Annotated in this window: 17 protein-coding genes and 1 pseudogene; 9 read left to right on the forward strand and 9 right to left on the reverse strand. The window is 36.3% G+C overall.

Annotated elements, in window-relative coordinates; translation table 11 throughout:
• Nucleotides 1-26: 26 nt before the first annotated feature.
• On the forward strand, nt 27-1,703 hold the full coding sequence (locus tag D4A81_RS12560) for a glycoside hydrolase family 13 protein (protein WP_111525116.1): 1,677 nt from the start codon (nt 27-29) through the stop codon (nt 1,701-1,703).
• 158 nt (nt 1,704-1,861) lie between these two features.
• On the opposite strand, the gene malQ is transcribed toward D4A81_RS12560, so the two are convergent.
• The 5 genes from malQ to D4A81_RS12585 form a co-directional block, all read right to left on the reverse strand.
• Nucleotides 1,862-3,355, reverse strand: a complete 1,494-nt coding sequence (gene malQ / locus D4A81_RS12565; protein WP_111525117.1) for a 4-alpha-glucanotransferase — start codon at nt 3,353-3,355, stop codon at nt 1,862-1,864.
• A gap of 134 nt (nt 3,356-3,489) precedes the next feature.
• Nucleotides 3,490-4,350 carry a carbohydrate ABC transporter permease gene (locus D4A81_RS12570; protein WP_111525118.1) on the reverse strand — a complete coding sequence of 287 codons (861 nt, stop codon included), beginning with the start codon at nt 4,348-4,350 and terminating at the stop codon, nt 3,490-3,492.
• Entirely contained in the window at nt 4,350-5,387 is a 1,038-nt protein-coding gene (locus D4A81_RS12575) for a carbohydrate ABC transporter permease (RefSeq protein ID WP_111525119.1), read from the reverse strand. The genes D4A81_RS12570 and D4A81_RS12575 overlap by 1 nt, the downstream gene beginning before the upstream one ends.
• Before the next feature lie 216 nt (nt 5,388-5,603).
• Nucleotides 5,604-6,959 carry an ABC transporter substrate-binding protein gene (locus D4A81_RS12580; protein ID WP_111525120.1) on the reverse strand — a complete coding sequence of 452 codons (1,356 nt, stop codon included), beginning with the start codon at nt 6,957-6,959 and terminating at the stop codon, nt 5,604-5,606.
• A gap of 57 nt (nt 6,960-7,016) precedes the next feature.
• Nucleotides 7,017-8,681, reverse strand: coding sequence for a glycoside hydrolase family 13 protein (locus D4A81_RS12585; protein ID WP_111525121.1), 1,665 nt, complete (start codon nt 8,679-8,681; stop codon nt 7,017-7,019).
• Between the two features lie 183 nt (nt 8,682-8,864).
• Between D4A81_RS12585 and D4A81_RS12590 the strand changes: the two genes are divergently transcribed.
• The 3 genes from D4A81_RS12590 to D4A81_RS12600 all read left to right on the forward strand — a co-directional run bounded on the left by D4A81_RS12590 (nt 8,865) and on the right by D4A81_RS12600 (nt 11,404).
• Nucleotides 8,865-9,977 carry an ABC transporter ATP-binding protein gene (locus tag D4A81_RS12590; protein WP_111525122.1) on the forward strand — a complete coding sequence of 371 codons (1,113 nt, stop codon included), beginning with the start codon at nt 8,865-8,867 and terminating at the stop codon, nt 9,975-9,977.
• A 91-nt stretch (nt 9,978-10,068) separates the two neighbouring features.
• Nucleotides 10,069-10,923 carry a PucR family transcriptional regulator gene (locus tag D4A81_RS12595; protein WP_111525123.1) on the forward strand — a complete coding sequence of 285 codons (855 nt, stop codon included), beginning with the start codon at nt 10,069-10,071 and terminating at the stop codon, nt 10,921-10,923.
• Nucleotides 10,916-11,404 carry a hypothetical protein gene (locus D4A81_RS12600; protein ID WP_111525124.1) on the forward strand — a complete coding sequence of 163 codons (489 nt, stop codon included), beginning with the start codon at nt 10,916-10,918 and terminating at the stop codon, nt 11,402-11,404. The genes D4A81_RS12595 and D4A81_RS12600 overlap by 8 nt, the downstream gene beginning before the upstream one ends.
• A 90-nt stretch (nt 11,405-11,494) precedes the next feature.
• Here D4A81_RS12600 and D4A81_RS12605 read toward each other — a convergent pair whose 3' ends face one another.
• On the reverse strand, nt 11,495-12,853 hold the full coding sequence (locus D4A81_RS12605) for an MATE family efflux transporter (RefSeq protein ID WP_111525125.1): 1,359 nt from the start codon (nt 12,851-12,853) through the stop codon (nt 11,495-11,497).
• 268 nt (nt 12,854-13,121) lie between these two features.
• On the opposite strand from D4A81_RS12605, the gene secA reads away from it, so the two are divergent.
• The 5 genes and pseudogenes from secA (at nt 13,122) to D4A81_RS12630 (ending at nt 21,379) form a co-directional block, all read left to right on the forward strand.
• Nucleotides 13,122-15,698 (forward strand): preprotein translocase subunit SecA, encoded by a 2,577-nt coding sequence (gene secA / locus D4A81_RS12610; protein WP_111525126.1) that lies wholly within the window; start codon nt 13,122-13,124, stop codon nt 15,696-15,698.
• Nucleotides 15,699-15,713: 15 nt separating this feature from the next.
• Nucleotides 15,714-16,757: a hypothetical protein gene (locus D4A81_RS12615; RefSeq protein WP_111525127.1), complete on the forward strand. Its 1,044-nt coding sequence runs from the start codon at nt 15,714-15,716 to the stop codon at nt 16,755-16,757.
• Between the two features lie 142 nt (nt 16,758-16,899).
• On the forward strand, nt 16,900-19,257 hold the full coding sequence (locus D4A81_RS12620) for an endonuclease MutS2 (protein WP_111525128.1): 2,358 nt from the start codon (nt 16,900-16,902) through the stop codon (nt 19,255-19,257).
• Nucleotides 19,258-19,274: 17 nt separating this feature from the next.
• Nucleotides 19,275-19,982 (forward strand): annotated as a pseudogene (locus D4A81_RS13860) (response regulator).
• Nucleotides 19,979-21,379 carry a sensor histidine kinase gene (locus D4A81_RS12630; protein WP_111525129.1) on the forward strand — a complete coding sequence of 467 codons (1,401 nt, stop codon included), beginning with the start codon at nt 19,979-19,981 and terminating at the stop codon, nt 21,377-21,379. Before D4A81_RS13860 ends, D4A81_RS12630 begins: the two are co-directional and overlap by 4 nt.
• 35 nt (nt 21,380-21,414) lie before the next feature.
• Here D4A81_RS12630 and D4A81_RS12635 read toward each other — a convergent pair whose 3' ends face one another.
• The 3 genes from D4A81_RS12635 to D4A81_RS12645 form a co-directional block, all read right to left on the reverse strand.
• Nucleotides 21,415-22,326: an SPFH domain-containing protein gene (locus tag D4A81_RS12635; protein ID WP_111525130.1), complete on the reverse strand. Its 912-nt coding sequence runs from the start codon at nt 22,324-22,326 to the stop codon at nt 21,415-21,417.
• A 22-nt stretch (nt 22,327-22,348) separates the two neighbouring features.
• The gene (locus tag D4A81_RS12640; RefSeq protein WP_111525131.1) at nt 22,349-22,750 is read right to left on the reverse strand and encodes an NfeD family protein; all 402 of its coding nucleotides are present in this window, start codon (nt 22,748-22,750) and stop codon (nt 22,349-22,351) included.
• A gap of 143 nt (nt 22,751-22,893) precedes the next feature.
• Nucleotides 22,894-23,262 (reverse strand): choline-binding protein A, encoded by a 369-nt coding sequence (locus D4A81_RS12645; protein ID WP_172621804.1) that lies wholly within the window; start codon nt 23,260-23,262, stop codon nt 22,894-22,896.
• Nucleotides 23,263-23,289 lie beyond the last annotated feature (27 nt).

Raw genomic sequence — 23,289 nt, forward strand, 5'->3', positions numbered from 1 at the left:
AGAAAAATATTTTTAGGAGGTTATTTATGAAAAAGAAATGGTGGCATGGAAAAGTTGCCTATCAGATATATCCAAAAAGTTTTAATGATACTACAGGAAATGGTGTCGGTGATTTAAGAGGTATTATAGAAAAGCTTGACTATCTAAAAGAGCTAGGTGTAGATATAATATGGCTCTCTCCTTGCTATTGCTCTCCCTTTGCAGATCAGGGCTATGATATTTCCGACTATTATAATATAGACCCGGTTTTTGGAAATATGGATGATATGGATGAGCTTTTGGCTGAAGCTAAAAAAAGAGATATGTACATCCTTATGGATCTTGTAGTAAATCACTGCTCTGATGAGCATGAGTGGTTTAAAAAGGCCATGGCTGATCCTGACGGTGAATATGGCAAATACTTCTACATAGAGGAGGGCAAAGACGGCAAAGAGCCAAATAACTGGCGTTCATACTTTGGTGGTAGTGCTTGGGAAAAAATTCCCGGTACAAATAAATACTATCTTCACCTCTTCCACAAGAAACAGCCTGATCTTAACTGGGAGAATAAAAAAGTTCGTGATGAAATATATACAATGATAAACTGGTGGTTTGAAAAGGGGCTTGCAGGCTTTAGAATTGATGCAATTATAAATATAAAGAAGGCCCTCCCTATAATTGACTATTGCTACTCACCGGATCGAGAAGACGGCTTTGTAGAGCCACATAGAATGCTTAAGGACGCTATAGGGGTAGGTGACTTCCTTACAGAACTTAAAAATGAAACATTTGCCAAGCATGACGCTTTCACAGTAGGAGAAGTATTTGACGAGCGTGAAGAGGATATCCCTCTTTTCATCGGTGATGACGGCTATTTTTCAAGTATGTTTGACTTCAATGAGACAATATTTGGAAAGAGTAGAAACGGTTGGTATGACTGCAAGCCTATTACTCCCGATGACTATAAGAGATGCTGCTTTGAGACTCAGGAAAAAATCGGTGATATCGGAATGATTTCTACCATTATCGAAAACCATGACGAGCCAAGAGGTGTGAGCCACTATATCCCTGCAGACGAGCTTAGCGAAACCGCAAAAAAATTCCTCGGTACAATGCAGTTTATGCTTCGCGGACTTCCGTTTATCTACCAAGGCCAGGAAATAGGTATGGAGAATGTAAATTTCACCTCTATGGAGCAGATAGATGATATATCAACCCGTGACCAGTATAGAGTAGCAATTGAAGCCGGAATTTCTCCGGAGGAGGCATTTGCGTCTGTGAAGCATTACAGCCGTGACAATAGCCGTACACCTTTCCAATGGGATGATAGCAAAAATGCCGGCTTTACTACAGGAACACCATGGCTTATGGTAAGTCCTGACTATAAGAGAATCAATGCTGCATCACAAATAAATGATCCTAACTCACTACTCTCTTACTATAAGAAGCTTACTGCTCTTAGAAAGAATCCTGAGTACTCTGAGACAGTTGTATATGGTAAGACTGTACCATATCTCCCCGAAACCAGTAGACTTATGGCTTTTGAGAGAGTGTCTGAAAATCAGACCTTACTTGTACTTGGCAATTTCCAAACACAACCACAGACTGTAAAACTCCCTTCTAAATGCAAAAAGGTGGTTCTAAACAATTTGGAAAATGTTGATTTTGTTTCAGATACTGAGATAAAGCTTGAAGGATATCAGGCTTTAGTTGTAGAGATATAAAATAAAACCCTATCAGAGGTAAACATCCTCTGATAGGTTTTTTGTAACTAAAAATCGTATCCTCTATAAAACGACCTTTACTATATCCCTTTCTGAAATAGTATTACAAACTATGTTTTCTTATACCATTATTATGTAATAGATATTAAATTAATATCTCACCCTCTACCATACAACTCAGTTAGATATTTGATATTCTTCCATATATCTTCACCTATCTCACCTTCTGTAAGTCTGAACATCCAGTTCTTGCCGATAGTTGATGGTGTATTCATTCTATACTTATGGTCATAGTGCAGATAATCCTGTATAGGTATAATACAGGTATCTGAAACACTGCTCATAGCTGCCCTGATAATAGCATCACAGACTTCTGTATTCTTTGCTGACTTCTTTACATTAAAGTATGCAAGTACTTTATTATACTCTTCCTCTGTAATGTCATCAAGCCAGCCTATCATTGTCTCATTATCATGTGTTCCGGTATAGACTACACTGTTTCTTGTATAATTGTGCGGAAGATAGTCGTTGGCATTTCCGGTATCTCTGGAGTCAAATGCAAACTCCAATACCTTCATCCCCGGGTAACCGCTATCATTCACCAGCTGTCTTACACTATCAGTCACATACCCTAGGTCCTCGGCTATCAGCTTGCAATCACCCAGCCTCTCCTTAATCTTATTGAAAAGCTCTATGCCCGGTCCCTTTTCCCAATGACCTCCGGCAGCAGTCTCATTCTCAGCCGGAATAGAATAATACTCATCAAATCCTCTAAAATGATCTATACGAATAACATCATATTTTTCAAAGTTCTTCTTTAATCTCTTTATCCACCATTTGAAGCCTGTTTCCCTGTGATATCCCCAAGCATATAGTGGATTTCCCCAAAGTTGTCCGTCAGGCGCAAATCCATCAGGTGGGCAACCGGCTACCGCCACTGCCTTACCGTCTTCATCCATCTGGAAAAGTTCCGGATGTGACCAGGTGTCTGCACTGTCCATTGCTACATATATTGGAATATCTCCAATAATCTCTACGCCATTCTTATTAGCATATGCCTTTAATTTCTTCCACTGAACATCAAACTTGTACTGCAAGAATTGATAGAACTCAATATCAAAATAGAGTTTCTCTCTATAATAATTGATTGCATAGTTATATCTGTCTCTAATATCCTTTGGCCAAGTGCTAAAAGGCTCTCCATTAAAATAGTCTTTTAGTGCCATAAACAAAGAATAGTCCCAAATCCATTTTGAGTTTTCATAGACAAAATCTTGAAAGCTGTCATCCTCATAAACCTTGGATCTCTCATATGCCTTATGCAAAAGCTCAAATCTTCCATCATAAAGCTTTTTGAAATCTATCTTTTTTAGATTTGTTCCAAAATCTATACTTTCACATTCTTTCTTTGTTAAAAGTCCCTCTTCTACCAAAGTCTCCAAATCAATAAAATATGGATTACCTGCAAATGTTGAAAAAGACTGATAAGGCGAGTCTCCATATCCTGTAGGTCCAAGTGGCAATATCTGCCAAAAAGACTGCTTAGCTTCCTTTAGCTTGTCTACAAATTTATATGCTTCTTTTCCAAAGCTTCCTATGCCATACTTACCCGGAAGACTACTTATATGTAATAATATTCCACTTTTTCTCATTATTTTCCTCCTTATTTTTTAAGGGGCTGTCACACCAAAGACAAATACCTCCTTATATAGCATTTCGGATACTATATTTTGCGTATTATATTCTTAAAGCGACAACCCCTTATATCAATTTTATAGGTATCAAATTATTTGATAGCTCCGTCTACCATTCCCTGAATGATTTGCTTTTGTGCAATCAAGAATAATATTACTATAGGAATCATAGCAAGGAAAGCAGCACTAAGAATCAAATCCCACTGCTTTACATATGATCCGACAAAGCTACTTACTGCAATAGGCAAAGTCTTAATCTTACCATTAAGTCCAAGCATAATAGATGGAAGCAAGTAGTCATTCCATATCCACAGACCATTCAATATAAGTACTGTCATCTGCACCGGACGAAGTAGTGGCAAAATTATTCTAAAGAAAGTACCCTCAGGAGAGCAACCATCTATCCAAGCCGCTTCTTCAAGTTCCTTTGGAATGCCCTTTATAAAACCATGCAATACAAAGATTGACATAGAACCTCCAAATCCGAGGTATGCAAATATTACACCCTTATAGCTTGAGAGCATTTGTATTCCTGTAAAGCTTCCTATATTTTTGAATACTGTAAGTATTGGAAGCATAACTACCTGGAATGGAATAACCATTGCCGCTACGAACATCATAAATATAAAGTTTGACCAACCCTCCTTGTGATGACGGCTCAGTATCCATGCTGCCATAGATGAAAATAATGTTAAAAGTATAAGTGACACTACTGTAATTATAAGTGAACTTTTAAAAGAACTCCAATAACTGAAGTTATCATTATTTATAACACCTTTAAAGTTCTCAAACATCTGTCCCCAATTTTTTGGAAGAGTTATGGGACTTATTACTATATCGGCACTAGTCTTTGCAGAGTTTATAACTACTAAAAAGAATGGACATAGTATAAAAAATGCAATAATAAAACCGATAATACTTCCAATCAAATTTCTAAACTTTTGTGATTTCATTATAGCTCTATCTCCTTCTTCTTACTGATTGCAACCTGTGTCAAAGATACTGCTGCAAGTATGATAAAGAATACAACAGCCTTAGTCTGACCCAATGCATAATTATTCTTTCTGATAGCTGTATTGTAAATATTGAGTGCCAAAAGCTCTGTAGCCTGAATAATCTTTGGTCCCATAATACGGCTTGGTGCACCATTAGTTATTGCAAGGTTTAAGTCAAACTGTTTAAATGAGTTTACCAAAGTAAGGAATATACATACCGTGAATGTATTGGCAATCATCGGTATCTTTATCTTAAATAATGTTGTAAGTGTTGAAGCTCCATCAACTCCGGATGCCTCCAATACATCCTTTGGCACAGTCTGAAGACCTGTCAAATAAATAAGCATTATGTAACCTGCATATTGCCATGTATTTACTATCAAAATAGAAAGCAGAGCAAGGTTTGCATCAGTAAGCATAGATAATGAACCTGCAAATATAGTTGTAAATACCTTATTAAATATAAACTGCCATACATAACCAAGTACAAGACCACCAATCAGGTTTGGTAAAAAATAAGCTGATCTAAAAAATGATGTACCTTTCATCTTTGATGAACATACAAGTGCCAACACAAATCCAACCACATTAACCAAAATCATATTTATAACTGTATATATAAGAGTAATCACAAAAGAATATACATAGTCTGACTGTTTAAACATGGTAATGTAGTTTTCAAATCCTACAAATCTTGTAACTTGTATTCCATTCCAATCTGTAAATGAATAAATAATACCTAAAATAAACGGAATTATAACAGTCACCGCAAAGGTAAATACCATTGGGAATAAAAATACCATATTTACTATCTTTGTATGCTTCTTGTGCGGCATTTTAAATATGCCCAATATAAGTAAAATAACACCCAGTATAAGTATATATCCTCTAAGCTCCCCTGTAGCCCCTGTTAGATCTAAAATCAATGCATAAACTGTAATTATTGCTCCAAGAACCAGCATTGCCAAAGGAATAATTTTTTTATTTGTATTCAATTTTCACTCCTTTCAATAAACTTAATTTAAAACTAAAATCTATCTATAAAAAATAGCGACTTTAAAAAGTCGCCATTCAAAGTTTCTTAAAACAGAAAAATCTATTTTACGATAGACACCGCACTTAACAATATATACCTCGAGCAATCCGAGCTTCAAATCATCTAAACTTCAAAGACCGGAATGCTCTAAAATTTGCGAAGCATTTTAAAAATATTATTTCTTATTGTTTGCTATATAATCAGCCATTGTTGACTTCATCATAGTTACAAAATTATCCTTTGTGATACTTCCCTTTGCAAATGAATCAAATACAAGTCCAAGTGCATTTTGTGCAAGACCCTCCGGCATATTTGACCATGCCCATGAAGATGTCTCACCTGCGTCTACATACTTCTTAAGGCTAACTGCAAGTGGAGTCTCAGGCTCAATTGTACTGTTTGTATATGGTGAAATCATACCTGCCTCTTTAACAAGAATCTCCTGTGCATCAGGATCTGTAGCAAGGAAATCAAGGAATGCCTTAGCACCCTCTACATTCTTACCATCTTTGTATACACACCACCATGATGGGCAATCTGCAAGGATTCTTGTCATATCTGACTTTGTGAAAGCAAGTGGTAAAAGACCTGCCTTAAATGTTACATTGTATGTTGGGAGTGAAGGATCAATCCAGTTACCCTGTGTAATGAATGCTGTCTTACCCTGTGCCCAAAGTGCAAGCTGATCATCATATGTTCCTGAAACAAGTACCTGAGGATCTGCATATTTGAAAAGAAGCTCTGTCATATCAGCAAACTCAGCAAGTCTTGCATCATCAAGCTCACCCTTCATAGCCATATCAAAATACTTGTTGTCGCCTCTCTCAAGACCACCTGTATAGTAATAACCGAATATATGGTTACCTGTTGACCAGTACATCTGTCCTGCCTCTGCAGCAACTGATGCTACTGCCTGAATACCAAGCTCATCCTTCATACTATCAAGCTTCTCAAAAGCAGCTTTGAAAGCATCATAATTCTTAAGTGATGCAGGATCGATACCTGCCTTCTCTAAGATATCTGCATTATATGTTATTCCATATCCTTCTACTGCATATGGGAAACCTACTACCTTACCTGTTGCCTTATCTTTGTAAGCAAAGTCTGTATTCTTTGCAAACTCAGTATCGCTAAGATCTGCTACCATATCTGTCCAGTTAGCATAGTCTCCGTCACCACCGATAACAAAAATATCAGGCATATTGTCAGCAGCCTTATAGCTCTTTATCTGACCTTGAATATCAACACCACCACCAAGTGACTCGATGACAACTTCCTGACCGGTCTTCTCTTTAAACTTCTCCGCAGCTTTCTTTAACTGCGCATCAATCTCGATCTTTCCGTTTATAAGTCTAAGTGCATCACCACTTGCTGTAGCTGTGTCAGACTTGCTCTCGTCAGATTTGCTCTCTGCAGCACTCTTTTGAGTATCTGCACCACCGTCACTCTTTGCAGCACCTGATCCACAACCTGCCAACATAGCAGATACAGCCAATACACCTACTGCAACACTCAAAAATCTCTTTTTCATTATAATCTCCTCCATTTGAGTATCTTAATGTTATTAGTCAACATTTTAACATATTTTTTATGCATTATCAAGTAATAATACAACAGCCTCATATGGCTTTAATATACTATTCTCCCTAATATCCCTCTCATAATTAGATATCAAAACCTTAGCTTTTTCATAGCCTGAGAAGTCAAACTTTTGCTCTGTCTTACTGAAATTACATACTGTTAAAAGTTTCTTACCATCCAGACTTCTGGTATAGGCAAAAATATTATCATCTTCCGGAATTAAGAGTTCGTATTTTCCATACACTATGATCTCATTTTCTTTTCTGAGTCTTATAAGTTTCTTATAATAGTGGAATACAGAATCTTCTCTCTTTAACTGGTCTGCCACATTGATCTTTTTATAATTAGGATTAATAGCAATCCAAGGTGTGCCGGTAGTAAATCCTGCATTCTCGCTTGCATCCCACTGCATAGGTGTTCTTGCATTGTCCCTGCTCTTATGTGCGATCTTAGGGAACATGTCCTCTTTAGTAAAGAGTCCGCTTTCAACAAGCTCTCTGTAAGCATTGATAGACTCAAGATCTCTAAAATCATCTACAGAGTTAAATACCGTATTTGTCATTCCCAGCTCTTCACCCTGATATACATAAGGTGTACCCTGCATCATATGTAAACAGGTGGCTATACATTTTGCAGAAAGCTCTCTAAATTCATCACTCTCATCACCAAGTCTTGATACAATTCTAGGCTGGTCATGGTTACAAAAATACAGACTGTTCCATGCTACGCCGTCAAGACCCTTCTGCCATTTGCTCAAATTCTCCTTTAAAGGAACTAGTGGCATCGGCTTTGTAGACCATTTGAACTTTTCACCGCTGTCAAGATCTGTATGCTCAAACTGGAATACCATATTAAGTTCATTACCCTCGCTGTTTGCATATTTTTTTGCCTCTTCAAGAGTAACTCCTGCAGTCTCACCTACTGTCATAATATCAAACTTTGAAAGCACCTTTTCATTCATCTCTTTCAAATAATCATGTACCTTCGGACCATTTGCACATATTCCCATATCACCATAAAGTCCAACTACCTTTGCATCCGGATAACCTTCAGGTTTTGAAATAAGGCTTATAACATCCATTCTGAAACCGTCAATTCCCTTTTCACACCACCTTGTCATCATATCAAAGACTTCTTTTCTTACTTTAGGATTTTCCCAGTTAAGATCAGGCTGCTTTACAGAGAAAAGGTGTAGATAATACATATCCGTTTTTTCATCATACTTCCATGCCGGACCTGAGAATGCGGAGCCCCAGTTGGTAGGTTCCTTGCCGTCCTTGCCGTCCTTCCAGATATAGTAATCTCTCTTTTCATTATCCTTTGAGCTACGACTCTCCACAAACCATGGATGCTCATCTGAGGTATGATTGACTACCAGATCCATCACTATCTTGATTCCTCTCTCATGTGCAGCAGAGAGCATCTTATCAAAGTCTTCCATATTACCAAACTCAGTCATTATATCCTCATAATCACTAATATCATATCCATTGTCATCATTTGGAGATTTATATACCGGAGATAACCATATTACATCTATTCCCAATTCTTTAAGATAATCAAGCTTGCTTGTAATACCGTTCAGATCACCTATTCCATCACCATTGCTATCGTAAAAGCTTCTTGGATATATTTGATATACTATCGCTTCCTTCCACCATGCTTTCTTCATATTTCACCTCGCGATTCATTTTATTTTGCTTAGCATACCACAATGAATTCCCCATGTAAATCTCAACTTTTTCGTTACTTTGACGAAAGATGGCTCACTTTTTTGGTGAAGAGTACGATTGAATCCCTATGATTTATTTTATATACTTAAGGCATAAATTTTCATATTTATTTAGGAGGCAATATGGCTAGTTTATCATTAAAGAATATTCAAAAAGTTTATCCAAACGGCTTTAAAGCTGTTCAGGATTTCAATCTTGAAATCGCAGACAAAGAGTTCATCATCTTTGTAGGACCTTCAGGTTGTGGTAAGTCTACAACACTTCGTATGATTGCAGGTCTTGAGGATATCTCAGGAGGTACACTTGAAATCGACGGTAAGGTAATGAATGATGTTGAGCCTAAGGACAGAGATATCGCCATGGTTTTCCAGAACTATGCTCTTTATCCACATATGTCAGTATATGACAATATGGCATTCGGTCTTAAGCTTCGTAAGAGACCAAAAGATGAGATAGATAAGCTTGTTCGTGAGGCTGCAAAAATACTTGACCTTGAGAAGCTTCTTGACAGAAAGCCAAAAGCTCTTTCAGGTGGACAAAGACAGAGAGTTGCAATGGGTCGTGCTATCGTTCGTAATCCTAAGGTATTCCTTATGGATGAGCCGCTTTCAAACCTTGATGCAAAGCTTAGAGTACAGATGCGTATCGAGATCTCAAAGCTTCATCAAAGACTTGGTGCTACTATTATCTACGTTACTCATGACCAGACAGAGGCTATGACACTTGGTACCAGAATCGTTGTTATGAAGGATGGTATAGTACAGCAGGTTGACTCTCCTGAGAACCTTTACAATGCACCTCGCAATCTCTTCGTTGCAGGATTTATCGGTTCACCACAGATGAACTTTATGGATGCGGTTGTTGAAAACAAGGGTGAAGATGTATATCTTAAGGTAGGAAAACATGCTCTTAAACTTCCTGTTACAAAGGCGCATAAGTTCAAAGATGGTGCTTATAATGGCAAGACTGTTGTTCTTGGTATTCGTCCTGAGGATATGCATGATTCAGAGCTCTTTATCAACAGCTCTCCTGACAGCGTTATCGAGTCTGATATCAAAGTTTATGAGCTTCTTGGTGCAGAGGTATTCTTATACTTTGATGTAGAAGGATTCCAAATGACAGCTAGAGTAAATCCTAGAACAAATCTTAGAACAGGTGACCATGCCAAGTTTGCACTTGATATGGAGAAAGTTCATATCTTTGATAAGGAAACAGAGCTTACAATTACAAACTAATCTTATAAGGGGGTATTTTTACCCCTTTATTTTTTATATTCGATAGCAAAATACTTTTGACCACCACATCATTTAAAGCTATAATATATTTATGAGTAATGATATTAAAAATGAATTAAAAAAAATATACAAGCTTACCGGTATAAAACTAAGTGTTGAAAATGAAGATGAAATAGATATCTCAAGTTTGAAGAAGCTCTCCGCCGCATATAAGGAAAAATACTCTAACTCAAATCTTCTTTTTAATATACTTAGCGGTGTTTATCCATATAAGGAGCAGGCAAATGCTATAAAAGCTTTGGGCATAAAGCCAAATACCAAAATGCGGCTTTATCTTATATATATACCTGCCAATCTTGATGAAAACATCACAAAGATAATAACTTCCCTCTATCCCGGGAAAAATTCAGAGTATCTTTGTATGACTGATTCTACACATATTTGCTTTCTATATTTAGGAGAGGATAATATAGCACATCCTCTACTAGATGTTATAGAAACCGAAGGGATGACAGGAGCCTATATTGCCTACAGCGATATATTTACAGATGCCACCTCTTTGTCACAGGAATATTATGAACTTAACCAAGCATTGACAATAAGCCAGATCTTTTACTCAGACAAAAAGATAATAACTCCCACTGATTTAGGTGCGGGTGAGCTTATCTATAATATTCCAAGACATGTATGTGAAAATTTTTTAAAAAATAATATGTGTGAAGCCATAGATGATGAGAGTATGCAACTTGTAAATATCTTTCTTCGTCACAATCTAAGTATTGCAGAGACTTCCAGATATATGCATATGCATAGAAATACCTTGGTCTATAGAATAGAGCAAATCGAGAAAAAATATGGTGTTGATATAAAAACCTTTGAGGGGGCCAGTTTATTCAATATAGCCATACTTATTACAAATTTTTTGAAGGTGAAAAATAATGAATGATACTTTTTATGAATTACTTGTAAAGAAAAACAAACCTGATACAACTGCACTTATACTTTCCGCAATAAATATCATTGCCATAGTATTTTTATTTATACTCTCACTTTCCTTTCAGCCTGCAATAATACTTGCTGTAGGACTTGGCCTTGTTTTTTATTATTTCGTATATCCAAAAATATCTGTGGAGTATGAGTATTCTTTATTGAATTCAGATTTGACTGTTGATGCTATATATAACAAGACAAAAAGAAAAAATATCCTTACCATGGATATAAAGACTTTAGAAGCAGCTTTTCCTACTTCATCTCCTAAGATGAATAGCCGGAGAAATGGTAAGCAAATAGACTGTTCTACATCAGATATGCAATCTTCTTATTGCCTTATCTTCCCAAACAGTGGTGAGAATATTCTACTGTTTATCACTCCTGATGATCATCTGCTTGATATGCTAAAGCGTGTAGCTCCAAGAGCTTTTATGTAAAAACAGGGGGTATGTGACTCATTTTGAATCGCATACTCCCTGTTTTAAGTTTATTTCTAACTGCTATTTTTTCTCTTCACAGCCATATCTTTATAAATTTGCTACTTTCTTTTCATATATTTTTTTCATAAGAAAGATATCAAAGAATGCACATCCAAGTTCTGCCAGAGGTATTGCAAACCACACTGCTTCCAATCCAAATACTTTCGTTAGTACAAATGCAAATGGAAGTATCAGTATCAGCTGTCTTAAAAAAGAAGCATAAAGTGCATACATACCGTTTCCAAGAGATTGAAAAGTTGCAATAGCTATTACATCAAATGCAGCCAAAATAAAGCAAAGGCTGCAGATCTTGAGTGCCGGTATACCAAGTCTTAACATCTCTTCATTCGGACTGAAGAGTAACATAAGCTCTTTTGGAAAAATCCAAAAAACCGCTGTTCCAATCACCATTATAAAAACCGAAGTTAAAAATGAATATTTAATAGCTTTCATTATTCTTTTTTTATTCTTTGCACCATAATTATAAGCCACTATCGGCGTCATACCGTTGTTCAATCCAAAAATAGGCATGAATACAAAGCTTTGAAGCTTATAGTATATTCCAAGTACATTTACAGCCATGTCTGAATACCTTACAAGTATCTTATTAAGTCCAAGTATCATAAGTGTTGACATAGACTGCATAGCTATGGACGGCACACCCACTCTGTATATCTCCTTAATAATTGCAAGATCAGGTTTAAATATATGCTTACCAAAGCTTATATTAACCTCCTCATTGTATTTTACATTAAAAATAAAGGATAATGTCATTGCTACAATCTGTCCGGAAACCGTAGCTATAGCAGCACCTGCTATGCCTAGTTTAGGTGCTCCCAAAAGTCCAAAAATTAATATAGGATCTAAAATAATATTTATAATTGCTCCCACACCCTGAGTAATCATATTATAAATGGTCTTACCTGTGGACTGTAAGATCCTCTCAAAAGTTACCTCAAGTATCAAACCAAATGAGAATATCGTTACAATAGATAGATATGAATATCCAAGCTTTCTTATGCTCTCATTACTTGTCTGTGAATCAAAGAAAAGCTTTGTGGCCACACTTCCAAATATTGCAAAGCCTATTGAAGCCAAAACTCCAAGAAGTATAGCACTATCTGCAGTCTTCTTTGCCTTTTCCTTATTTCCCTCTCCTAGCGTTCTTGAAAGCAATGCATTTATACCCACACCGGTACCTACAGATACCGCTATCATAAATATCTGTATAGGATATGCCAGCGAAACTGCCGCCAGTGCATCAGAACTATATCTTGCTACAAATATACTGTCTACTATATTATATAGTGACTGTACCAAAAATGAAATCACCATAGGTGTACTCATAGAAAAAAGAAGCTTACCTACCGGCATCACTCCCATTCGATTTTCTTTTTTCTCTATCATCATATCTCCTAAAAATACAAGTATCTCTATATTTTACAACTTTTACAAACTTTTTTCTATTTAAAAACGCTTTACAGTTCGCTTTATACCTCTATTTCTGACTTTTATTTTACAGTACATAGTCTATATATGAACATAATATGAATATTTCTTCTAAAAGTTGATAAATAGCTTGCTAAGTGCTAAAATATCTTGATTAGTAGACACTTTTGCAATAATCTATAGTTGATATGTTGTTATAGTCTAATTTTTTTTTGGAGAAACCATAATGAATTTTATTGAAAAGATATTTGGTACACATAGTGAAAGAGAGCTTAAAATAATAGAACCTACTATTCAAAAAATATTGAGCTTACAGAGTACTATGCAAGCCATGAGTGATGAGGAATTAAAAGAACTTACACCAAAGTTCAGACAAAGACTGGCGGATGGAGAAACCTTGGATGATATTCTTCCTGAAGCATTTGCCGCTGTTAGAGAAGCTTCCAGAAGAGTTACCGGTATGGAGCACTTCAAAGTACAGCTTATTGGTGGTATGGTCCTCCATCAGGGTCGTATCGCAGAGATGAGAACAGGTGAAGGTAAAACTCTTGTTTCAACCTGTCCTGCATATTTGAATGCACTTGCAGGCAAGGGTGTACTTGTTGTAACCGTTAATGACTATCTTGCAGAGCGTGACTCTAAATGGATGGGTGATATTCATAGATTTTTAGGGTTGAGCGTAGGCTGTGTTCTAAACTCTATGAACTCTGAGCAAAGACAGGAACAATATGCCTGCGACATTACCTATGTCACCAACAATGAGTTGGGATTTGACTATCTACGTGATAATATGGCAATATACAAAAAAGATCAGGTTTTAAGAGAACTTGATTTTGCCATCATTGATGAGGTGGACTCCATCCTTATAGATGAGGCTAGAACTCCTCTTATTATTTCCGGTCAGTCTGGTAAGTCTACAAAGCTTTATGAGATTTGTGATATGCTGGCAAAGCAGCTTGAAAGAGGTGAGGCAAGTGCTGAATTTACAAAGATGGGTGCACTTATGGGTGATGAAATCGAAGAGACCGGAGATTTTATCGTCAATGAAAAGGATAAGGTTGTAAACCTTACAGAAGAAGGTATTCATAAAGTAGAAAAATACTTTAATATAGAAAACCTTGCAGACCCTGAAAATCTTGAAATACAGCATTGTATTATCCTCGCTCTTAGAGCCAATAATCTTATGTTCAGAGATAAGGACTATGTAGTAAAAGATGATGAAGTACTTATCGTAGATGAGTTCACAGGTCGTATAATGCCCGGAAGAAGATATTCTGATGGATTACATCAGGCTATAGAGGCTAAGGAACATGTAAATGTACAAAGAGAATCAAAGACTCTGGCTACAATCACATTCCAGAACTTCTTTAACAAATTTGTAAAGAAAGCAGGTATGACCGGTACCGCTCTAACCGAAGAAAAGGAGTTTAGAAATACCTATGGTATGGATGTTATCGCAATTCCAACCAATAGGCCTATTGAAAGAAAAGATCAGGATGATGTTGTTTATAAGAGTAAGAAAGAAAAATTCAAAGCTGTTGTAGAAGAGATCAAAGAAACTAATGCCAAGGGACAGCCTGTGCTTGTAGGTACTATTACTATTGAAACCTCAGAAATGCTTTCAAAGATGCTGAAAAAAGAAGGCATAAACCATACAGTACTTAATGCAAAATTCCATGAAAAAGAGGCTGAAATCGTAGCAAATGCCGGTTTGCATGGTGCTGTTACTATTGCCACAAATATGGCCGGCCGTGGTACTGATATTAAGCTTGACGAAGAAGCACTCAAGGCAGGTGGTCTTAAGGTAATTGGTACTGAAAGGCATGAGAGTAGACGTATTGATAATCAGTTAAGAGGTCGTTCAGGTCGTCAAGGTGATCCTGGTGAGTCAAGATTCTATATCTCACTTGAAGACGATTTAATGAGACTCTTCGCATCAGAAAGACTTATAAAGATTTTTAATGCCTTGGGTGTTCCTGAAAACGAGCCTATAGAGCATGGTATGCTTACCAGAGCTGTAGAGAAAGCTCAGATGAAAATCGAGAGCAATAACTATGGTATAAGAGAAAACCTCTTAAAGTATGACGAGGTAAATAACGAACAAAGAGAAGTTATCTACGAAGAAAGAAATAAGGTACTGGAAGGCGACAATATGCGTGACACTATCCTTCGTATGATAAATGATATCATTGAGCGTTCTGTAAATATGGCTATCTCTGACGAAATACCTGCAAGTGAATGGAATTTTGTAGAGCTCAATGAACTTATCCTTTCTACAATACCACTCTCACCTCTTTCTTATTCTCCTGAAATGGACAATATGAAAAAGGATGAACTTATTCAGAAACTTAAAAAAGAGGCTGTTGAGCTTTATGAGGCAAAGGAAGCTGAATTCCCGGATGCAGAAAAAATTCGTGAACTTGAGCGTATTATCCTTCTAAAGACTATTGACAATAAGTGGATGAACCATATTGATGATATGGAGCAGTTGCGTCAAGGTATAGGATTGCAGGCACTGGGTCAAAGAGATCCGCTTGTAGAATACAAAATGGCTGCTTATGATATGTTTGATGAAATGACAAGAGGTATATCTGAGGATACTGTGCGTATTCTGTATCATCTTAAGGTGGAGCAGAAAGTTGAGAGAGAGCCTGTAGCCAAGGTTACCGGAACTAATAAGGATGACAGTACTGTAAAGAAGCCTGTGCGTATTGAAGCAAAGATTTATCCAAATGATCCATGTCCATGTGGAAGTGGAAAAAAGTATAAACAATGCCATGGCAGAAAGGGAATGACATTATAAATTTACGGAGAGATTATGAGTATTAAAAATAATAAAGCATCTTTTATAGGATCAATATTTATAGGTGTAGTATTGATTGTAGCAGGTCTGATATATGGCTATATGCATTCAAAATTGTTCCTTACATTTAATTCCGCTGAAAAAATGTATAAGGATGAATATTACTACATTTCAGACAATAAAGAGGTATACGCTTTAAGTATATATGATATATCAAGTACCGGTATTACCTCTGATGATGGAAAAATTGAACTTTACCAGATAATTGGAGGCAATGGTAGTCTTTATTATATGACTGCAAATCCAAACAATTCAAAGATCAAATCTTTGATTGACCTCTATGATAAATATACAAGTGAAGAGCATGGTGAAGACGACCTTCCACCTGTAAACTATTTGATGGTGGAATTGATTTCTGATGACAGCTACAATTTAGATATTATTAAAGATTTAGCTGATTCGTTTGATCCGGACTATACCTATAGAAATGATGGTTCTCTTCATGATGACTTCTATCTTAAAAATACATCTCTTGCAGGCTCCATCGCCTTTCATATAGCTATCACTTTAGTTATTATGGCGATTGGTATAGGCATTATTATCGTTGCACTTACCAGAAAGTCTAAGAATCAGGATACATATGAGAGGCTTTGTGAGCTGGATGAGAGACTTAGAGGTAACATAGGTGAACTTGAAAATATAGCCGACTATGTGGATAAATCTCTTGGTGCTTTTGTGTATAAAGATCATCTTATACTTAATACCAAGTTCGGATTTGATATGTTTAATTTAAAAAATCTGGTTTGGATTTATCACAATATTACAAAGCATAAGATGTATGTAGTTATCACTGTAAGTGTAGATTTTGCATTGCAGATAAATCTATATGAGGATGGCAGAATTCGTGAACAAAGAGTTATGCTTACAAATGATAAAAAGGCAGAGGATGCTATCGGTTCACTTCTCACCTATATAGGTATGAATTATCCAAATTCGATTATTGGATTCACACCTGAGGCAAAAGAAGCATATCGTGAGTTTAAACTCACACATAAATAATATAATTTAACCGGTCTTAAAATCATAAGTAAATATTATGATTTTAAGGCTGTTTTTTTGTCATAAATAAGATTTTTTGATATAATATTTCTGAAATCAGGAAAATGTTTTTTCAGCTGATTTGAAAGTTTAAGGATAGATTATGAATAAAAAAACATTAAAAATACTGGAATATGAAAAAATAATAAATAATTTGGTAGATATGGCAAGCAGTGAGCCTGCCAAAAAGCTTTGTGCAAAGCTTAAGCCGTCTACAGATATAAATGAAATCCAAAAAAATCAAGGATATACAACTGCTGCACTGGACAGAATAAGGCTTAAGGGAAATCTCTTATTGTCTGAAATAAAGGATATATCAGATTCTTTAAAAAGACTTGAAATAGGTTCATCACTTTCACAGCCGGAACTTATGAAAATTCTGTCTATTTTGAACGCTGTATCTAAGGCTATATCATATGGTCTGCACCCTGACGAAGAGGAATATGATGTATTGGAAGAACATTTTAGAAGTCTTTATGATATAAAAGATCTCAAAAAAGAACTTTCAAGATGTATTATATCTGAAGAAATAATGGCAGACAATGCTTCTCCTGAGCTAAGCCATATCAGAAGGAAGATAAAGCAGATAAACTCAAAGATGCATACAGAACTCAACAATATTCTCAATGCACATAGAGAGTATTTAATGGATGCAGTCATCACTCAAAGAGACGGAGCTTACTGCCTCCCTATAAAAAGTGAGTACAAGAATAAAGTATCTGGCGTTGTGCATGACCAATCTTCTACCGGTTCTACTGTATTTATCGAGCCTATAGCAGTTATAAAGATGAATAATGAGTTAAAATCATTGTTTATGGATGAGAAAAAAGAGATAGAAAAGATACTTGAAAACCTTAGCCTTTTGGCTGCACTATATATTGAACCTTTAAGAGAAAATGCAAAGACGCTTATCTTCCTTGACTTTGTATATGCCAAGGCAAATCTCTCAAAGAAGATGAATGCAAGCGAACCGAAGTTTAATTCAAAGCATTATATAAATATAAAAGAAGGTAGACATCCTCTACTTGATTCAAAAAAGGTTGTACCTATCAATATCTCAATAGGTGATAATTATGACTTACTGATTATCACAGGACCAAATACCGGTGGTAAAACAGTATCACTAAAGACAGTTGGATTGTTTACACTTATGGGACAGTCAGGACTTCATATACCGGCATTTGAGGGCAGTGAGCTTTCTGTATTTAATGATGTATTTGCTGATATCGGAGATGAGCAGAGTATTGAACAGTCACTCTCCACATTCTCAGGCCATATGAAAAATATTGTTTACATATTAAACCACGCTGATGCAAATTCGCTCTGCCTTTTTGATGAACTATGTGCCGGTACTGACCCTACTGAGGGTGCCGCACTTGCCATCTCAATACTCTCATTCCTACATAGGATGCAAAGCAGATGTATTGCAACCACTCACTACAGTGAACTTAAGGTATTTGCATTAAACGAGCCTGGCGTTGAAAATGCTTCATGTGAATTTGATGTGGCGACTCTCTCTCCTACCTATAGAATACTTATAGGAGTACCCGGCAAATCAAATGCCTTTGCCATAGCAGGTAAACTTGGACTTCCGGATTATATTATTTCAGAGGCTGACAATCATCTTGAAAAAGATGCAAAGGACTTTGAAGATCTACTTACAAGACTTGAAAATGATAGGCAAATAATAGAGAAAGATAAATTATCTATTCAAAAATATAAGAGGGAAATAGAAAGCCTAAAGAGACATTATGACAAGCAAGAAGAAAATCTCACTCAAAAGAAGGAAAAGATCTTAGAAGAAGCCAGAGAAGCTGCAAAAAAGATTTTAGAAGAAGCCAAGGAAACAGCAGATGATACTATAAAGAATATCAATAAAATAGCTTCCGGTGCCGGTCTTGGCTCAGCTCTTGAAGAACAGCGAACCAGACTCAGGGAATCAATAAATAAAAATACAAAAACTATTGGAATACAGCAAACTAAAAATAAAGTTAAAAAACCAAAGGAGTTAAAACTTGGTGACAGTGTTCATGTTATCAGCTTGAACCTTGACGGTATAGTATCTTCTCTTCCAAATCAAAGTGGAAATTTCTTTGTTCAAATGGGTATACTTAGATCTCAGGTAAATATATCTGACGTTGCTTTAGTAGAAGAACCTGACAATAAGCCTAAGACCAAGACAAGAACCAGGAGCTCTTCTATGGTAAAATCTGCTACCATATCTACAGAGATAAATGTTATCGGAAAGAATGTGGATGAGGCTTGTTCAGAGCTTGACAAATACTTAGATGATGCTCTCTTAGCACATCTTCCAGGAGTTAGGATAATTCATGGTAGGGGTACCGGAGCATTACAAAAAGGTATACATGCCTACTTGAAGAGGCAGTCTTTTGTAAAGAGCTATTCTCTTGCTGATTTTAACGAGGGTGGCAATGCTGTAACAATAGTGCGTTTTAAATAAATATATATAGGTGAAACATGGTGGAAAAGCAAAGAATTTTAATTGTGGATGATGATGAAAATATAGCAGAACTTATTTCATTATATTTAATGAAAGAGTGTTATGAAACAAAAATAGTGGGGGATGGATAATCTGCTTTATCTGACTTTGATGAGTTCAAACCTCATCTTGTTCTTCTTGACCTTATGTTGCCGGGTATAGATGGATATCAGGTTTGTAGAGAAATCAGATCCAAATCCTGTACTCCTATCATAATGCTTTCTGCAAAAGGTGAGGTTTTTGACAAGGTATTGGGACTGGAGCTTGGTGCAGATGACTATATGATTAAACCCTTTGACTCAAAGGAACTTATAGCCAGAGTAAAAGCAGTGATAAGACGCTTTAACAACAGTACTATTTCACTACCTGAGGTGCATACCGGTGGTGAATATGTAGAATATCCGGATTTGGTAGTGAATATGACAAATTATGCTGTCACCTTCCTTGGCAAAAATGTGGAAATGCCACCAAAGGAACTGGAACTTTTATACTTCCTATCCTCGCATCCAAATCAGGTATTTACCAGAGAACAGCTTCTGGATAATATCTGGGGATATGAGTATATCGGAGACACCAGAACTGTAGATGTACACATAAAAAGATTGCGTGAGAAAATACATGATAATCAATTTTGGGCAATATCCACAGTCTGGGGTATTGGCTATAAATTTGAGGTCAAAAAATGAGACTCTCTCTCTATCTAAAATTTATTATGGCTTATATATTTTTTGGTATAGCCGGATTTGTGGCAATAGCTACTATTTCAAGCCATTTGACTTATTCCTATCTGGTAGAGTCCAGAAGTCAAACTTTATATGATGAGGCGAATCTTATTGCCTCTACATATTCCACTGTATATGAAGGCCAGAATATTTCTCTTGCAGAAAGCTATCCACAACTACAGGCGGTGGCAACTTTCCTCAATGCAAAGATATGGGTAATGGATAGAAATGGCAAAATAATAGTGGATGCTGACAAACAAAGAGTATCTGATATTATATCAGATTTCAACCCTACCGCTACAGGTAACAAATCATATATGGTAGGTGACTACTTTCATTCCTTTACAGAGGACTACTTAAGTGTTTCTGCACCTATTACCGGAAACTTTCGTACCTATGGCTATGTAGTAATTCATCTATCTATGAAAAATGTTACTCAAAGTCAATATCATATTTTAAATATAGTCTATATAACCTCTCTGATAGTATTTTTACTGTCATTGGTTATTTTAATTGTCTTTCAGCGTATTGTATACTCACCCCTAAAAAAAATAACCACAGGGGCAAAGGCATATGCTGAGGGAGATTTAAAATATGAAATAAAGGTAGCCTCAAATGATGAAATGGGATATCTGGCAGCTACCTTAAACTATATGTCAGACAAACTGGATGATACAGAAAATTATCAAAAAAAGTTTATTTCAAATGTTTCACATGATTTTCGTTCACCTCTAACTTCTATAAAAGGGTATTTAGAGGCTATACTTGACGGAACCATACCTACTGAAATGCATGAAAAATATTTGCAAAGAGTTATAGATGAGACAAATAGACTCACCAAGCTCACTGAAAGTATTCTATCTTTGGATTCTATAGAGAGTGTAAAGCTCAATAGGACAAGCTTTGATATAAACAATGTAATTCGTGACACTGCCAGCAGCTTTGAAGTACAGTGTAATAGCAAGAATATAACTATTGAACTGATACTATTGAATATATCACAATATGTTCTTGCCGACTACAGCAAGATACAGCAGGTACTTTATAACCTTATAGATAATGCCATAAAATTTTCTTCTCAGAACTCTTCTATCATTATACAAACCAGTATGAAAAAGGAGAAAGTCTTTATATCTGTAAAAGATACAGGTATAGGCATTGCCAAGAATGAACAGTCCAAAGTATTTGACAGATTTTACAAATCAGATCTTTCCAGAGGTAAGGATAAGAAGGGCACAGGACTTGGGCTTGCTATTGTCAAGGAAATCTTGCAAACTCATGGTGAGAATATAGATGTTGTAAGCACTGTGGGTGTAGGTACAGAGTTTATTTTTTCACTACCTGCAAGCAAAGAAACATAATAAAAGTGAGGCTTTCATACGAAAGCCTCATTATATTATTGCTCTTTTTTAATTTCTACTTTTTGATTCAACTCAGCAAAGCTTGTTGCCAATGATGCCAAGCCGCTAAGTTCCGTAGGTATGATAATCTTAGTTGATTTTCCGTCTGCCACCTTCTGGAATGCCTCAAGTCCTTTAAGTGTGAGTACCTTCTGGCTTGGATCTGCCTCAGAAAGTACCCTCAAAGACTCTGCCTGAGCTTTTTGAATAGCTAGTATAGCCTGTGCCTGTCCTTCAGCTCTCTTTATAGCAGTCTCCTTTTCAGCTTCTGCATTGAGTATAGCAGCCTGCTTATTACCCTCTGCTACAAGAATAGCACTTTCTTTCTTAGCCTGAGCTTCAAGAATGTTTGCTCTCTTTTCACGCTCAGCCTTCATCTCCTTCTCCATTGCAACTCTAATATCTTCAGGTGGCAATATACTCTTTAGCTCCACACGGTTTACCTTGATACCCCATGGATCTGTAGCCTCATCAAGCTCAGATCTCATAGCTGTATTTATAGTATCCCTTGATGTGAGCGTCTGGTCTACAGTCATATCACCTATGATATTTCTAAGTGTAGTAGCTGTAAGATTCTCAATAGCAGATATAGGCCTCTCCACACCATAAGTATACAATCTTGGATCTGTTATCTGAAAGTATACTATAGTATCTATCTGCATAGTTGCATTATCCTTAGTTATAACAGGCTGTGGTGGAAAATCTACAACCTGCTCTTTCAATGAAATCACCTTTGCGATTCTATCGAAGAAAGGATTTATAAAATGTAAACCTGAGCGAAGACCTTGTGAATACTTTCCAAGCTTTTCTACCACATATACTCTTGACTCAGGGACTATCTTTATTGACTTGACTGTAATTACGAATATAATAGCCAATAAAACAATAATAATTGCATAACCTAACATAAGTCATTCTCCTTTTAATAGACTAGTTGTCATTGATGATTATTTTATTACCTTCGAAGCTGCCAATGTTTGCAATATCTCCGGGATTTAGCTCCACCTTGGCGATAGCTGTCCATGTGCCACCTTTAAATCTTACATCATAAACATACTTACCTTCTTCTATGGATGTAAGTTTCAATATCTTAACCTTCTCAACATCCGGACTCTCCTTACACCTCATATAGCCTTTAAATATCCTTCTAAAGAATACTATAAAGACTAATGACAGTATGCAGAATATAATAACCTGTATCTCCAACGATTCTATAAATAGAGATACCACTATCATAATAAGGGCTGCCAAAGCTAACCATATTGAAACAAGTCCGGGAATAACAATTTCTCCAATGGCAAATATTGCAAATAAAACTCCCCAATAAAACATATCTCCTCCTTTTTTGCCTTTAAGTACTTATACTAAAGCCCTTTAGAAAGATAATACTATAATTATCACATTTATTATAACATAAAATATACTAATATGCTAATAAAAACCTCAAGAAATAACTTGAGGTTTCTATCTATAAATTATTTAACCCACTTACCATTACTGTCTACCCTGTATCCGTCTGGAGTCTCAGCATTATGCCACATTTTTCCGTCAGCACCTACATAGTAAGAATCTCCCTTGTAGTTGATCCAAGCATTTCTATACATATAGCCCCAGTGATCAAAGTAATACCACTTACCATTGTCATACAGCCAGTTATCTGCTACATATCTATCTGTTCCTGACAGCATAAAGTACCAACCATGCTCATCTTTACGCCATTCTCCTCTATCTCCGGGCATACGCTCTAAGATAGCTGCTTTTGCTGTCATTGGTTGAGCTACTACACCGCCAAGACTAAGTGCTGCAAATAGTACTGCTGCTGATTTTATCAAACTTTTCTTCATCATTCCTCCTTCGTCTTCTCCTATATA

Source organism: Lachnoanaerobaculum umeaense, from assembly GCF_003589745.1.
GTDB lineage: Bacteria > Bacillota > Clostridia > Lachnospirales > Lachnospiraceae > Lachnoanaerobaculum > Lachnoanaerobaculum umeaense.

What these genes read in the sequence shown, in the direction of transcription:
- D4A81_RS12560 (WP_111525116.1), top strand. Translation starts at nt 27, where the DNA reads ATGAAAAAGAAATGGTGGCATGGAAAAGTTGCCTATCAGATATATCCA.
- malQ (WP_111525117.1), bottom strand. Translation starts at nt 3,355, where the DNA reads ATGAGAAAAAGTGGAATATTATTACATATAAGTAGTCTTCCGGGTAAG.
- D4A81_RS12570 (WP_111525118.1), bottom strand. Translation starts at nt 4,350, where the DNA reads ATGAAATCACAAAAGTTTAGAAATTTGATTGGAAGTATTATCGGTTTT.
- D4A81_RS12580 (WP_111525120.1), bottom strand. Translation starts at nt 6,959, where the DNA reads ATGAAAAAGAGATTTTTGAGTGTTGCAGTAGGTGTATTGGCTGTATCT.
- D4A81_RS12585 (WP_111525121.1), bottom strand. Translation starts at nt 8,681, where the DNA reads ATGAAGAAAGCATGGTGGAAGGAAGCGATAGTATATCAAATATATCCA.
- D4A81_RS12590 (WP_111525122.1), top strand. Translation starts at nt 8,865, where the DNA reads ATGGCTAGTTTATCATTAAAGAATATTCAAAAAGTTTATCCAAACGGC.
- D4A81_RS12595 (WP_111525123.1), top strand. Translation starts at nt 10,069, where the DNA reads ATGAGTAATGATATTAAAAATGAATTAAAAAAAATATACAAGCTTACC.
- D4A81_RS12600 (WP_111525124.1), top strand. Translation starts at nt 10,916, where the DNA reads ATGAATGATACTTTTTATGAATTACTTGTAAAGAAAAACAAACCTGAT.
- D4A81_RS12605 (WP_111525125.1), bottom strand. Translation starts at nt 12,853, where the DNA reads ATGATAGAGAAAAAAGAAAATCGAATGGGAGTGATGCCGGTAGGTAAG.
- secA (WP_111525126.1), top strand. Translation starts at nt 13,122, where the DNA reads ATGAATTTTATTGAAAAGATATTTGGTACACATAGTGAAAGAGAGCTT.
- D4A81_RS12615 (WP_111525127.1), top strand. Translation starts at nt 15,714, where the DNA reads ATGAGTATTAAAAATAATAAAGCATCTTTTATAGGATCAATATTTATA.
- D4A81_RS12620 (WP_111525128.1), top strand. Translation starts at nt 16,900, where the DNA reads ATGAATAAAAAAACATTAAAAATACTGGAATATGAAAAAATAATAAAT.
- D4A81_RS12630 (WP_111525129.1), top strand. Translation starts at nt 19,979, where the DNA reads ATGAGACTCTCTCTCTATCTAAAATTTATTATGGCTTATATATTTTTT.
- D4A81_RS12635 (WP_111525130.1), bottom strand. Translation starts at nt 22,326, where the DNA reads ATGTTAGGTTATGCAATTATTATTGTTTTATTGGCTATTATATTCGTA.
- D4A81_RS12640 (WP_111525131.1), bottom strand. Translation starts at nt 22,750, where the DNA reads ATGTTTTATTGGGGAGTTTTATTTGCAATATTTGCCATTGGAGAAATT.
- D4A81_RS12645 (WP_172621804.1), bottom strand. Translation starts at nt 23,262, where the DNA reads ATGAAGAAAAGTTTGATAAAATCAGCAGCAGTACTATTTGCAGCACTT.